We start from the raw sequence: 13,091 nt of genomic DNA, 5'->3' as shown, positions 1-13,091 counted from the left end.
CGCGCGCGACACACCCCCCGCGACTCCGCGAGCCCGCGGGGCCGGGTGAGCGCTCGAGAGCGGCGGCGCCCCCCCCGCGTCGGGCGCGCCCCCCGGACGGGATCACGGCTGGACCCGGCACCAGGACGGCGTCCCGCTCCCGGCGGGCCGCGCGGAGCCGGACCGCGGTGTCGACGAGGACGCCGAGGAGGATCCCGCCCACGACGCCCACGACGACCGCCAGGAGCGGGCGGTCCCCGACCCAGGCGGCGGCGAGCGTGCCGATGAGGACCGAGTAGGTGGCCCATGCCACCGAGGCCACGGCCGAGAGCGCCATGAAGCGGCGGCGCGAGAAGCCCACGGCGCCCGCCGTCACGTTGACCGCCGTCCGCCCCACGGGCACGAACCGGGCGCCCAGCACGACGGACGCGCCACGCCGGTCGAGGGACCGCGTCGCCCACGCGACAGCACGCTCACCGCGCCGACCGCGCAGCGCCGGCAGCGCCCGCGTGCCGAGCGCCCGGCCCAGGGCGTACGCGAGCTGGTCGCCGCACCACGCGCCGAGCGCCGCGACGAGCAGCACGAGCCCCCAGGCGACGCCCCCGCCGGACTGGGCTCCCACCGCGAGCATGACGATCACGGTCTCGCCGGGGATCGGCGGGAAGAACCCGTCGCCCGCGGTCGTCGCGAAGAGCGTCGGCAGCGCCCACACGGAGTCGACGAGCGCGAGCAACCACGCCTCGACCTGTCCCCACAGCTCCACGACCCACGCGACCATGCGTCCCAGCCTCGACGGCGCGGCCGCCCGGCACCATGGGGTATCCCCCCGGTTCTCCCCTGAGGCGACCCCGACGAGGCGCCCGCGGACGGGTGGTCCCACGACCCTCCGGTCCGGGAGACAATGTGGCCGACGCATTCGCCTCCCCGCGCCGCAGCCGGCGGGCGGGGACGTCCGTGATCGAGGAGCGCTGTGATCACTGTCAGCACCGACGGCTCGTGCCTGAGCAACCCGGGCGGCGCCATCGGGTGGGCGTGGATCAACCACGACGGCACGTTCGACTCCGGCGGCGCCGTGAGCGGGACCAACCAGGTCGCCGAGCTGACCGCTCTGCTCCAGGCGGTCCGCGCGCACCCGGGCGCGGAGCCGCTGCTCATCGAGTCCGACTCGCAGTACGCCATCAAGTGCGCGTCGGAGTGGGTCGTCGCGTGGAAGCGCAAGGGGTGGCGCACCGCGGGCGGCCAGCCGGTGAAGAACCTGGAGCTCGTGCAGGCGATCGACCGGGTCATCACCGAGCGGGCCGGGCCCGTCCGGTTCCGCTGGGTGCGCGGCCACGTCGGCGACCCGTTCAACGAGCGCGCCGACCAGCTCGCGGGGCTCGCTGCCCAGGACTGGGCCGCCGGTCGCGGCGACCTCGACGGCACGCTCGTCCCCGAGCTCGGCGACCCCACGCGACCGGTCGGCCGGGTGCCCGCCACCGCTCCGACCCCGACCGCCGCCTCGCACGCCCCGGCGCCCAAGCAGCCGACGCCGGAGCCCGCCTGGGACATGGACACCCTGTTCGACTGACGCGCCCCTCGTCGAGCACGACCTTGGTGTCGTTGTCGCGCGGACAGCGACATCACGGTCGTGCTCGACACCGCGCAACGTCGTGCTCGACCGTCGGCGGCGGGTGCGACGATGGTCCGGTGACCGTCCTGCCGAGCACGGGCCCCGGGCCCGCCGAGCACGCGGTCGGCGACCGTCCGGGCCTCGCCGCGCACGCCGAGCTCGGCGAGCCGCTCGTCCGGCGCGTCCGGTCGGACCGGCCCCTGGACCTGCACCTCACGCTCGGCCGGCTCTCCCGGGGGCCGTACGACCCGACGTTCCGCCGCACGCCGTCCGGCGACGTCTGGCGCACGACTCGGATGCCCGCCGGCCCCGCGACCTGCCGCCTCGCCCAGACGGGGCCGTGCGACGTCGTCGGGCACGCGTGGGGACCGGGTGCCCAGGAGGCGCTCGACACCCTCCCCCAGCTGCTGGGCGAGCACGACGACGACACCGGCTTCACCCCGCCCGCGCCCCTGCGCGACGCGCACCGTCGCAGCAACGGGCTACGCATCCCCCGCACCGGGCGCGTGCTGGAGGCGCTCGTCCCCGCGGTCCTCGAGCAGCGCGTCCAGACGGTCGCCGCGTGGCGGTCGTGGGGCTGGCTCCTGCGCCGCTACGGCGAGCGCGCACCCGGCCCCGCGGGCGACGCCGGGATGCTCGTCGTGCCCGACGCCGCCACCTGGGCGCGCGTCCCGTCCTGGGACTGGCACCGGGCGAACGTCGACCCGGGTCGGGCACGGACGGTCGTCGCGGCCGCGCGCGTCGCCCCCCGCCTCGAGGAGTGCGGCGCGCTGCTCGACGCGCAGGGTGCCGCCGCCGCGCACGCCCGGCTCCAGGCCGTCCCGGGCGTGGGCGTGTGGACCGCGGCCGAGGTCGCGCAGCGCGCCCTCGGCGACGCCGACGCCGTGTCCGTGGGCGACTACCACCTCGCCAAGGCGGTCGGCTGGGCCCTCGTCGGCGAGCGCGTCGACGACGAGCGCATGCTCGAGCTCCTCGCGCCCTACTCCCCGCACCGCTATCGCGTCGTCCGGCTCCTGGAGCTCTCCGGCAGGGCGCACGCCCCCCGGCGCGGGCCGCGCCTCTCGATCCAGGACCACCGCCCCAACTGACGGCCACGCACCTCGCTGAGTGCATGAAATAGTCGCCGGAACCTGTCGATCCGGCGACTATTTCATGCACTCACGGGTTACTCGGGGAGGGCGCACACCCCGTCGACGCAGACCGCGGCGTCGTCCGCGCCCACGAGCGTGAGCGCCGGCGCGGCCTCGCGGTGCGGAGCCGCCGCGTCCGCGGCGCTCACGCTCATGAGCGTGGTGCGGCGCGGGTTCGCGATGGAGTGGTAGAGGTTCGTCGTGGTGTCGGTCATCTGAGGCCTCCTCGTGGGATCACGGGCGCCGGTGCACGTGTGGAGCCGGCGTCGGTGCGGGCTGCGTCCCAGTCTCGGTGATACCGAGTCGCAGGTCCACCGCACCGCAGTGTGAGATACGTCGCTCTCCGAACCTCGTCTCGCAGAGCGGACGAGTCAGGCGGCGTCGCGCTCCGCGACGGCCTGCTGGAGCACCTGGACGAAGACCGCGGGGTCCTGGGCGCCCGAGACGCCGTACCGGCCGTCGACCACGAAGAACGGCACCCCGTTGATCCCGTAGGCGCGGGCCTGCTCGATGTCCGCCTGCACGTCGTCGGCGTAGCGGCCGTCCTCGAGCGCGGCGACGACCTCGGCGCGATCGAGACCGACCTCCGCCGCGAGGTCCGCGAGCTCCTGGACGCGACCCACGTGCCGACCCTCCTCGAAGTACGCCTTGAGGAGGCGCTCCTTCATCTCGACCTGCTTGCCGTGCGCCTTCGCGTGGTGCAGCAGCTCGTGGGCGGTGAGGGTCTTGGTGTGCTGGAGCGCGTCGAAGTCGTAGCTCAGACCCTCGGCAGCGGCGAGCTGGGTCATCTGCCCGAGCATCTGCTCGACCTGCGCGCGCGGCATGCCCTTGTGCCCCGCGAGGAAGTCCACCTCGGTGCCGTCGAAGTCGACCGGGGTGTCCGGCGCCAGCTCGAACGAGTGGTACTCGATCTCGACCTGCGGGCCGTCGCCGGCCTCGGCAAGACGCCCGAGCGCCGTCTCGAGACGCCGCTTGCCGACGTAGCACCAGGGGCACGCGACGTCGGACCAGATGTCGATCTTCACCGTGGGGGCCGTCGCGTCCGGCGCGGCGGGGCTGTTCGTGGTCATGTGACCGTTCAACCATCTGGACGACCGCACGATTCCCTCGGGGCGACGGTCAGGGCGTGACGTTCGCCGCACGGTAGAGGTCCTGGAGCACCAGGATCTCCGCGCCGTGGTGGATCAGCTCGCGGTTCATGTGCGCGACGAGGTGGACGAACGGCGACTGCGCGTCGATCTCCGTCGCCTGGCTGAGCCCGACCGTGAACGCCCCCTCGTCCGGCAGCGCGTCCACGCCCGCCCGCCACCGGTCCACCTCGTGCCGCAGCCCTGCGACGGCGGCACCGACCTCGCCCGAGAACGCCACTGCGTCGCGACGGCGCTCGTGAGGCCCGAACGTCCACTCCCACCGCTCGAAGAAGGCCTCGGTGAGGTGCGCGACCAGCCACCCGATCGTCCGCGGCTGCGGCGAGTCCGGGCCCTCCGGCCACTCCATCACCCAGTCGCCGACGCCGAGCGTGCGCGGCGTGCGCTCGGTGCCGCGCCGCACGACGCGCAACGCGTCCGGGCCGGGCTCCCACTCGAGCTCCGCCTGGGTGAGGGTCGCGAGCCGTTCCGCGACCTCGAGCCACGAGAACCCGAGCTGGCCGCGCACGACCGCGAGCGCCGTCGGGACCGTGAGGATCGACCAGTCGAACTCCGGGCTCCCGTACGCGATCTCCCCGCCCGCCGTCTCGTGCACCATCTCGTCCCCCTCCCCGGCGGCGTCGTCGCCGCCCGTCCGTGTCCGTACCGACGCTAACGGGGACCACCGACCCCGGCGCGCGAGAATGGGGTCGACCGCCCCACCCCCGACCTCCGGAGTCCCCGTGCGCGTCCGCCCCCGCACCGTCCTGCTCGTCGCGACCGGGATCGCCGTCGTCCTGCTCGGCGCCCTCGTCGTGTTCCTCGCGATCAACGGCGTCGACGGCGTCCCCGGCTGACGCCCCCGGCGCGCGCCCCGGGCGTCCCCGGGTGATCCTGCTGGAGGACCCCCGCAGGAAGGCCGACCCGTGACCGCGAACGACACCACCCCCGACCCGCAGCTCGTCCTCGTGCGCCACGGCGAGACCGAGTGGAGCGCGAGCGGCCGCCACACCGGGCGCTCGGACATCCCGCTCACGGTCGCGGGCGAGCAGCAGGCCGTCGCGGCCGGCGTGTGGCTCCAGCGGTGGGCCGACCGCCGGGGACGACGACCCGCCGTCGTGCTCTCGAGCCCACGCCAGCGCGCACGACGCACCGCCGACCTCGCCGGGTTCCCGGACGCGGAGACCGACGACGACCTCGCCGAGTGGGACTACGGTCCCGTCGACGGACGGACCGCGGTCGACGTCGGCGAGCAGCTGGGCCACGAGTGGCTGATCTTCCGGGACGGCGTCAACGTCCTCGCGGCGGTGAACGGCCACCGCGGCGAGGAGCTCGCCGAGGTGGCCGACCGGGCCGGGCGCGTGCTCCGGCGCGTCGAGCCGACCTTGCAGAGTGGCGACGACGTCGTCCTGTTCGCGCACGGGCACCTGCTCCGTGTCCTCGCGACCGTGTGGCTGGGCGTCGACCCCGGCCTGGGCGCGCGGTTCGAGCTCGGCACGGCGGCGATCTGCCTGCTGGGCTACGGCCACGGGCTGCGCACCGTCGAGGGCTGGAACCTCTCGGCACAGGCCTGAACCGCGGGCGGCCGATCGGCGGGACGGCCCTCCCCCCGCGGACCGCGAGGTGGCACCATGCTGCCCATGGGTCTGAGCGAGAAGCACCTCACCGAGGGCGAGCATGTCGTCATGGAGCTCAAGGAGCACGGGAAGGCCCTGTTCTGGCCGTTCGTGCTGCTGCTCGCCCTCGTCGCGGCCGTCGTCGTGACGGTCGTGCTCGTCCCGAACGACGTCGTCCGCTGGGTCGTCGCGGGCCTCGCCCTCGTCGGGGTGGTGCTCTGGGTGTTCGTGCCGTGGCTGCGCTGGCGGACCACGGAGTACACCGTGACGAACAAGCGCATCGCGATGCGCTCGGGCATCATCACGCGCACCGGGCGGGACATCCCCCTGTACCGCATCAACGACGTGAACTACGAGAAGGGCCCGATCGACCGGATCTTCGGGTGCGGGACGCTCGTCATCTCCGACGCGACCGACAAGCCGGGCCTGAACCTCCACGACGTGCCCGACGTCGAGAACGTCCAGGTCCGCCTGCACGACCTCCTCTTCACCGCCGACGACGGCTCCGACGACGGCGAGTGGCCGCCGAACGAGCCGCCGCGCGGCCCGCGCGCCCCCCGCATCCCGCGCGCGGAGCGCTGACGCCTCAGTCCTCGATCCGGCGTCCGGCCGCGATCTCGGCGCGGGCCTGCATCTCGTCGGTGAGCGTGACGTCGCCCTCGAGGTGCGCGGCGAGGAGACGCCGCGCGACGGCCGCCGCGCGCTCGGGATCCGTGCCGCGCGCGTTCCACGCCCCGAACCAGTCCGCGAGGGTGACGCCGTGCTCGGGCCGGTAGCAGACCGTCACCGCGTCCCCGGCCTGCAGCTCGCCGTTCCGCACGACGCGCAGGTAGGCGCCCGTCCGGTTCGCGACCGTGAAGCGCTTGACCCACCGGTCCTCGCCGAGCCGCCGGGCGAACGTCGAGCACGGCGTGCGGGGCTGCGTCACCTCGAGCAGCGCGGTGCCCACCGACCACCGCTCCCCCACGACGGCCGCGCTCACGGGGATGCCCCGCACGCGCAGGTTCTCGCCGAACAGGCCCGGCGGGATCTCCCGCTCGAGCTGCCCGACCCACCAGTCGGTGTCGTCCTGCCCGTACGCGTAGACGGCCTGCTCCTCGCCGCCGTGGTTCGCGCGGTCGGCCTGGAGGTCGGCGTAGAGGCCGAGGCGTCGCACCTTCACCGGCCCGTCCACGGGCCGCTTGTCGATCGCCGTGACGCCGACCGGACCTGCGTCGGGCAGGAGCGCGTGCACGCGGCACACGGCGAGGACCTCGCCCGTCGGGGCGCTGGAGGCCAGGTCGGTCACGGGCGCGGCGGCCGGTGACGCGGGCGGTGCGGGCGGTGCAGCGGGAGACATCCTCCGATTCTCGCAGCGCGTGGGCGCCGAGCACAGGGGATACCGGGGACCAACGGCACCCGACGGTCTCCCCGCGCACGGGTAGCGTCGACGGCATGAGCGCCACCCGTCCCTCGCGCTGGGAGCAGAAGACCGCCGCCGACCCGTCGCACTCCACCTGGTACGTCGAACGCTTCCGGGCGATGGCGGCGCGCGGCGCCGACCTCGCGGGCGAGGCACGGCTGGTCGACGCCATGCTGCCGCGCGGCTCGCGGGTGCTCGACGCGGGATGCGGGCCGGGGCGGGTCGGCGAGGAGCTGTTCGCGCGCGGCCACACGGTCGTCGGGGTCGACGTCGACCCGGTGCTGGTCGAGGCCGCGCGCGCCGACCACCGGGGACCCGACTGGCGCGTGGGCGACCTCGCCGAGCTCGACCTGCCCGCCGAGGGCGTCACCGAGCCGTTCGACGCGATCGTGTGCGCGGGCAACGTCGTGACGTTCCTCGCGCCGGGCACCGAGGTCGAGGTCCTGCGCCGCTTCCGGGCTCACCTCGCCCCGGACGGTCGCGCCGTCGTGGGCTTCGGCACCGGGCGCGGCTACCCGCCCGAGCGCTTCCTGGCCGACGCCGCGGAGGCGGGGCTGCGCCTCGACGTCGCCCTCGCGACGTGGGACCTGCGCCCGTGGACCCCGGACGCCGACTTCCTCGTCGCCGTGCTCGCCGTCGACGCGCCGGGCTGAGAGCCCAGGTCGACAGCGTGCCCGGGCCGACGGCGTGGCTCAGGCGGGCGTGAACGTGAACGTCACGGCCCCGCCCGAGCTCCCCGGCTCGCCCTCCACGTCGTCGACGTGGAGCATGCCCGCGCCGTGCAGGTCGATCGTGTCCCCGAGGTCCGCCCGCAGGACGTCCTCGCCGCGGGGCGAGCGGACCGCGAGCTGCGCGAGCGCGCGCCCCGCGCCGACGCCGACGCGCATCACGCCCACCCGCACGTCGGCGAACTCCGCCTGCGCTCCCTGGGGCACGCGCGCCCGGCGCACCTCGTCGTTGCCTGCCATGCGTCAGCCTCCCGAGTAGACGGAGTCGAAGTTCTCCTTGTACTCCTGCTCGGTGAGCCACAGGTCGCCGACCTTCTGCTCGCCGTCCAGGGTGCCGCCGCCGGGGCCCCACGGGTTGACGACGTGGATCTTCATCTCGCCGTCGACCTCCTTGACCTCGGTGACGACGTACGCGTGGTTGGGGACGATGCGGCTGTCGTCGACCTCGTCCTCCCACCACCAGAACGCGTCGTCGTCCTCGGTGCCCACCGCGACGGGCCCGTCCTTCAGCCGGTCCTGGATGTCGGAGAGGCTGAGCTCCCCCGACCGCTCGGCCGGTCGGCCCGTGATGGCCTCGAACGCGTCGTCGGAGTGCCCGCCGTCGATGTCCTGGTAGTCGCCGCCGAAGTACTCGGCCGCCGCCTTCTCGTAGATCGACACCCAGTTCGGCTCGCCGTTCTGACCGCCGACGCCGTTCTCCGGGACGGTCGCCTCGACGACGATCTCGACCGGCTCGCCGTCCTTGTACATCGTCACGGTGTACGTGCCGTCGTCGTTGAGCCGGATGTGCTCGCGCAGGAACTCCGGGTCCGTCGTCGCGACGGCGCCGAGGCCGGCGAGGAACCAGCAGTCCCCCACCTGGCCCTGGTTGATGTCGTCGAGCGAGAAGTCCTCGTTCTCGAGGTCGATCGGCGGCACCTCCTCGTAGTCGCCGAGGTCGTCGGTGAGGCCCGGATCCCCGGGCCGGTCGCCGTCCTCGCCCGGCGTGCTGCGGTCGCCGCCGCCCCCGCCGGAGCCGCCGCCGCCAGGTCCGCCGGCGCCGTCAGTGCTCGCGCTCTCCTGCTGGTCCGCCTGGCGCACGACGGCGGTCGCCGCCTCGCCGAGGACCGCCCCGACCGCCGCGACGGCCGGCGCGTGCGACGTGGACCACTCGCCGCGCAGCGCGTCGCCGTCGGGCCCCTCCCAGGGGCTGGACGTCACCAGCGCGTCGAGCTCGCCGCGCAGCGACGTCAGCCTGTCGGCGGCCTCGGACAACCGCTGTCCGAGCTGTCGCAGCTGTGCGACGTCCGCCCCGTACATCCCGCTCATGTCTCCCCCTCGCCCGCAGGTCGCCGAGACGGTACCGCCGTCCGCCCACGCCGCGCCATGGGTTGCGCTCCCCATCCACACACGGGTCGCGCGACCGACCCCGCACCGGTGCGCGCTGGTAGCGTCCCCCGCGGACGACGCACGCGACGACCGAGGGGGACCATGACCGAGCAGGCCACGACACGACGCCGCGGCGTGGGGACGACGGCGACGCGGGCCGCGGGGACCGCGCTCGCCCTGGGCGCCCTCGCCGTGCTCGCCGCGTGCGGCGACGACGCCGAGCCGACGGACCCGCCGCCCGCGCCGGACTCCGTCACGGGGTACGAGCGGACCCGGCAGGACGTCCTCGCGGCCGTCCAGGACGTCTACGGCACGGAGGGCTGGGCCGACGACGACGGGGGCGCCTCGGCGACGGCGCAGGACGACGGCCGCTGCGTCGTCTTCCTCCCGGACGCGAGCACCACGCACGCAGGCGGCGAAGGCTACGACCTGCTCGCCGACGTCCCCGACGCGCTCGCCCCGGTGCTCGACGCGCACGGGTTCGGCGAGCCGTCCGACGTCGTCGAGGCGGAGCACGGCGGGACCGCCTCCGTCGAGGCCGAGGACCCGGCGGGGTGGTCGGTGCGCGTCACCGCCGACGGCGACGTGGTGCGGCTCGACGTGTCCGGCCCGGTCGACCTCGACCCGTGCGACGAGGCCGGGCTGCCGGAGCCCGGCTGAGCCGTGCCGTCGTACCGCGTGACCCTCGCCGTGGGCCTGCTGCGCCCGGGCGCCGACCCCGAGGCCGTGCTGCCCGCCGCCGCGGCCGCGGCGCGCGACCTGACCACGGTCGAGGCGTACGACGTCGGCGTCGTGCGCGGCGAGGCCCGCGTCACCGTCCGCTTCCTCGCGGACACGGATGCCGCCGCGCACACCGTCGCCGACGCGGTGGAGGCCGGCGTGCGCACCCACGCCGCGACGTCGGGCGGCCGCCTGACCCGTCGCTGGGGAGCGCGCTGGCACCCGGTCTGACCCTCGCACCGTCGCACCCGCCCGCCGCGCGACCGTGCCGCGTCGGTGTCGACCGGTCGGTACCGTGGGCGCGATGAGCGCCACGGAGACCGCGATCACCGCCGACCTCGTCCACGGGGCTCTGGCGGAGCAGCACCCCGACCTCGCCGGGCTGCCGCTCCGCGAGGTCGCGGGCGGCTGGGGGAACCAGATGTGGCGGCTCGGCGACGACCTGGCCGTGCGGGTGCAGCGCATGGACCCGACGCCGGAGCTCCAGCTCAAGGAGCGGCGGTGGCTGCCCGTGCTCGCCCCGCTCCTCCCGCTGCCCGTGCCTACACCGGTGCGGCACGGGGAGCCGTCCGCACGCCTCCCGCGGCACTGGACGGTCATGACGTGGGTGCCCGGCGAGCCGCTGGACCACGGCGCGATCACCCGGGGCGCCCACGCCGCCGACGCGCTGGCGGGCTTCCTCCGGGCGCTGCACGTGCCGGCGCCCGGCGACGCGCCGGTGTCCGCCGACCGGGGCGCCCACCCGCGCGACGCCACGGACGGGTTCGAGGGCTTCCTCCGTGCCGTCGCGCCCGACGACGCCGAGGCCGTCCGGGCGGTCTGGGCCGACGCCGTCGGGGCCGCCGCGTGGGACGGTCCGCCCGTGTGGGTGCACGGCGACCTGCACCCGGCGAACGTCGTCGTCGCGGCTGGGACGCTCGCGGGCGTCGTCGACTTCGGCGACCTCTTCGCGGGCGACCCGGCCTGGGACGTCGCCGCCGCCTGGGTCCTGCTGCCCGCCGGCACCGCCGCGCGGTTCTTCGACGCCTACGCGCAGGCCGACGACGCGACGGTCCGGCGCGCCCGCGGGCTGGCCGCGCTCAAGGCCCTCTTCCTGCTGCTCATGGGGCAGAACGGCGACAACGGGCTCCCGGGTGGCAAGGCCCACTGGGGGCCCGCGGGGCGCGCGGCGCTCGACCGCACCCTGCAGGGCGTCTGACGCGGCGTCGCGGGGCGGAGGTCGCGGTGGGCACGTGGACGGCGGCGGGTCCGCGGGACCACCCACACCGGGGCCGCACACAACCTACGCAACCGTAGGTTACGGTGGCGTAGTGAACACTCTGGCGACGAGGCCGTGGACCGACCGTTACGCCCCCGGCGTCCCGACGGACGTCGAGGTCCCCGACGAGCCGGTCACGGCCGCCCTCCTCCGCGCGGCCGAGCGCTGGCCGGACCGCGTCGCGGTCGACTTCTTCGGCGCGACCACGACCTACGCCCGGCTCGTCGCGCAGGTCGAGCGTGCCGCGAGCGCCCTGCACGACCTCGGCGTGCGCCACGGCGACCGCGTCGCGCTCGTCCTGCCCAACAGCACGTCGCACCTCGTCGCGTTCTACGCCGTCCAGCGCCTCGGCGCCGTCGTGGTCGAGCACAACCCCACGTACACCGCCGACGAGCTCGCCCACCAGCTCGCCGACTCCGGCGCGAGCGTCGCCGTCGTGTGGACCAAGGCCGTCCCCGCCGTGCTCGAGGCCCGCGCGCACGCGCCCGGGCTGCGCACCGTCGTCGGGCTCGACATCGCGCGCGACCTGCCCCGCGGGAGCCGCCTCGCGCTCCGACTGCCCGTCGCCCGCGCGCGGGCCCAGCGCGACGCGCTGCGCGGCCCGGTCCCCGCCGGCGTGCCCGACTGGCACGACCTCGTCCGCCGCGCGCGGGCGCTCCCGCCGGCGCTCCCCCACCCCGGCGCCGACGACGTCGCGCTCCTCCAGTACACCGGCGGCACCACGGGCACCCCCAAGGGCGCCGTGCTGACCCACCGCAACCTCGTCGCGAACGTCGTGCAGGGCCAGGCGTGGGCGACGTTCGAGGAGGGCGCCGAGACCGTCTACGGCGTGCTGCCCTTCTTCCACGCGTTCGGGCTGACGTTCTGCCTCACGCTGCCCGCGCGCATCGGCGCGACGCTCGTCGCGTTCCCCAAGTTCGACCCGCAGGCGTTCGTCGCCGCCCAGGCGCGCCGGCCCGCGACGTTCCTGCCCGGCGTCGCACCGATGTTCGACCGCATCGTGACGGCTGCCGCGGACGCACCCGGAGCCGGCTCCGACCTCGGCTCGATCCGTCTCGCGTTCGCGGGCGCCATGCCGATCACCGCCGAGACCGCGCGGCGCTGGGAGGACGCGACGGGCGGGCTGCTCATCGAGGGCTACGGCATGACCGAGACGTCGCCGATCTCGCTCGGCAACCCCTGCTCCGACGACCGCCGCCCCGGCACGCTCGGCCTGCCCTTCCCCAGCACGGAGATCCGCGTCGTCGACGCCGACGCGCTCGACGCCGGGGACCTGCGCGACGCCGACCCCGAGCCGGCCGAGGACCCCGACGCGCCGCGCACCGTGCGCGGCGAGCTCCTCGTGCGCGGACCCCAGGTGTTCCGCGGGTACTGGAACCGCCCCGAGGAGACCGCGCAGCAGCTCCTCGACGACGGCTGGCTGCGCACGGGCGACGTCGTGCGCGTCGCGCTCGACGGCCCCGACGCCGGGCTCGTCACGCTCGTCGACCGCATCAAGGAGATGATCGTCACCGGCGGGTTCAAGGTGTACCCCTCCCAGGTGGAGGACCACCTGCGCGACATGCCGGGCGTCCGCGACGTCGCCGTCGTGGGCATGCCGGGCAGCGGCTCGGACGAGCACGTCGCGGCCGTCGTCGTGCTCGACGACGCGGACGACGCCGCCTCGCCCCCGCGCGTCGACCTCGCCGCCGTGCGCGAGTGGGGCGAGAAGCGCCTCGCCCGTTACGCCCTGCCGCGCACGCTCGCCGTCGTGCCGGAGCTGCCGCGCTCCCAGATCGGCAAGGTCCTGCGCCGCGTCGTCCGCGAGGACCTCCTGCACCGCGACGACGTCGAGCACCACCGCGCCTGACCGCCCTGCCCCCTTCGGCGAGAGAGAACCCTGGTCCGCCGAGGGAGAACCGTGGTCGGCCGAGGGAGAACCGTGGTTGCGTGAGGTAGAACCCTGGTCGGCGCGATGGCGTCGCGACCGTTGGTCCGTGGCACGGCGGCGCGTCTGCGCGGCCAGTGCTGGCCGCGGGGCGATCCGAACACGGCCTGCGGCCGCCCGGGTGAGCGGAGACCAGGCTGAGACGACGCCGGGCGGGGTGGGTGGTGGTGCCGCGTCGTGGCGGGCCTGGCGGGAGCCGCGAGGAACCTGCGGCGGACGGTAGACGC

General features: G+C 75.5%; 16 protein-coding genes. 9 read left to right on the top strand and 7 right to left on the bottom strand.

Annotation, left to right across the window (positions count from 1 at the left end; all coding sequences use genetic code 11):
* The coding region (locus tag ACFWH7_RS03035; protein ID WP_378214952.1) for a DedA family protein at positions 1-757 on the bottom strand (757 nt) is incomplete at its 3' end.
* A gap of 192 nt (positions 758-949) precedes the next feature.
* Here ACFWH7_RS03035 and ACFWH7_RS03030 point away from each other — a divergent pair.
* Together ACFWH7_RS03030 and ACFWH7_RS03025 are read left to right on the top strand one after the other, a co-directional pair.
* Positions 950-1,546, top strand: a complete 597-nt coding sequence (locus tag ACFWH7_RS03030; RefSeq protein ID WP_378214951.1) for a ribonuclease H family protein — start codon at positions 950-952, stop codon at positions 1,544-1,546.
* A 119-nt stretch (positions 1,547-1,665) separates the two neighbouring features.
* Positions 1,666-2,676 (top strand): DNA-3-methyladenine glycosylase family protein, encoded by a 1,011-nt coding sequence (locus ACFWH7_RS03025; protein ID WP_378214950.1) that lies wholly within the window; start codon positions 1,666-1,668, stop codon positions 2,674-2,676.
* Between the two features lie 77 nt (positions 2,677-2,753).
* Here ACFWH7_RS03025 and ACFWH7_RS03020 read toward each other — a convergent pair whose 3' ends face one another.
* The 3 genes from ACFWH7_RS03020 to ACFWH7_RS03010 form a co-directional block, all read right to left on the bottom strand.
* Entirely contained in the window at positions 2,754-2,933 is a 180-nt protein-coding gene (locus tag ACFWH7_RS03020) for a hypothetical protein (protein ID WP_378214949.1), read from the bottom strand.
* 156 nt (positions 2,934-3,089) lie between these two features.
* The gene (locus tag ACFWH7_RS03015) at positions 3,090-3,788 is read right to left on the bottom strand and encodes a DsbA family oxidoreductase (RefSeq protein WP_378214948.1); all 699 of its coding nucleotides are present in this window, start codon (positions 3,786-3,788) and stop codon (positions 3,090-3,092) included.
* Positions 3,789-3,837: 49 nt separating this feature from the next.
* Positions 3,838-4,464, bottom strand: a complete 627-nt coding sequence (locus ACFWH7_RS03010; protein ID WP_378214947.1) for a DinB family protein — start codon at positions 4,462-4,464, stop codon at positions 3,838-3,840.
* A gap of 307 nt (positions 4,465-4,771) precedes the next feature.
* Between ACFWH7_RS03010 and ACFWH7_RS03005 the strand changes: the two genes are divergently transcribed.
* Positions 4,772-5,419 carry a histidine phosphatase family protein gene (locus ACFWH7_RS03005; RefSeq protein ID WP_378214946.1) on the top strand — a complete coding sequence of 216 codons (648 nt, stop codon included), beginning with the start codon at positions 4,772-4,774 and terminating at the stop codon, positions 5,417-5,419.
* A 57-nt stretch (positions 5,420-5,476) separates the two neighbouring features.
* Positions 5,477-6,043, top strand: coding sequence for a PH domain-containing protein (locus ACFWH7_RS03000; protein ID WP_378214945.1), 567 nt, complete (start codon positions 5,477-5,479; stop codon positions 6,041-6,043).
* 4 nt (positions 6,044-6,047) lie between these two features.
* On the opposite strand, the gene ACFWH7_RS02995 is transcribed toward ACFWH7_RS03000, so the two are convergent.
* On the bottom strand, positions 6,048-6,800 hold the full coding sequence (locus ACFWH7_RS02995; protein ID WP_378214944.1) for an MOSC domain-containing protein: 753 nt from the start codon (positions 6,798-6,800) through the stop codon (positions 6,048-6,050).
* 95 nt (positions 6,801-6,895) lie between these two features.
* On the opposite strand from ACFWH7_RS02995, the gene ACFWH7_RS02990 reads away from it, so the two are divergent.
* Positions 6,896-7,516 (top strand): class I SAM-dependent methyltransferase, encoded by a 621-nt coding sequence (locus ACFWH7_RS02990; protein ID WP_378214943.1) that lies wholly within the window; start codon positions 6,896-6,898, stop codon positions 7,514-7,516.
* A 39-nt stretch (positions 7,517-7,555) separates the two neighbouring features.
* Here the strand turns inward: ACFWH7_RS02990 and ACFWH7_RS02985 are convergent, their stop codons facing one another.
* Positions 7,556-7,831 (bottom strand): hypothetical protein, encoded by a 276-nt coding sequence (locus ACFWH7_RS02985; RefSeq protein ID WP_375825315.1) that lies wholly within the window; start codon positions 7,829-7,831, stop codon positions 7,556-7,558.
* Between the two features lie 3 nt (positions 7,832-7,834).
* The gene (locus ACFWH7_RS02980) at positions 7,835-8,899 is read right to left on the bottom strand and encodes a C2 family cysteine protease (protein ID WP_378214942.1); all 1,065 of its coding nucleotides are present in this window, start codon (positions 8,897-8,899) and stop codon (positions 7,835-7,837) included.
* Positions 8,900-9,061: 162 nt separating this feature from the next.
* Between ACFWH7_RS02980 and ACFWH7_RS02975 the strand changes: the two genes are divergently transcribed.
* From ACFWH7_RS02975 to ACFWH7_RS02960, 4 genes are all read left to right on the top strand, one after another.
* Positions 9,062-9,619: a hypothetical protein gene (locus ACFWH7_RS02975; protein ID WP_378214941.1), complete on the top strand. Its 558-nt coding sequence runs from the start codon at positions 9,062-9,064 to the stop codon at positions 9,617-9,619.
* Between the two features lie 3 nt (positions 9,620-9,622).
* Positions 9,623-9,910: a hypothetical protein gene (locus ACFWH7_RS02970; protein WP_378214940.1), complete on the top strand. Its 288-nt coding sequence runs from the start codon at positions 9,623-9,625 to the stop codon at positions 9,908-9,910.
* 73 nt (positions 9,911-9,983) lie between these two features.
* Positions 9,984-10,877 carry a phosphotransferase gene (locus tag ACFWH7_RS02965; protein WP_378214939.1) on the top strand — a complete coding sequence of 298 codons (894 nt, stop codon included), beginning with the start codon at positions 9,984-9,986 and terminating at the stop codon, positions 10,875-10,877.
* A gap of 112 nt (positions 10,878-10,989) precedes the next feature.
* Entirely contained in the window at positions 10,990-12,786 is a 1,797-nt protein-coding gene (locus ACFWH7_RS02960) for an AMP-binding protein (RefSeq protein ID WP_378214938.1), read from the top strand.
* Positions 12,787-13,091 lie beyond the last annotated feature (305 nt).

Origin of the sequence: Cellulosimicrobium cellulans (genome assembly GCF_042723955.1) — a bacterium.
Taxonomy (GTDB): domain Bacteria; phylum Actinomycetota; class Actinomycetes; order Actinomycetales; family Cellulomonadaceae; genus Cellulosimicrobium; species Cellulosimicrobium cellulans_H.
This window is presented reverse-complemented; position numbering and strand designations above follow the sequence as displayed.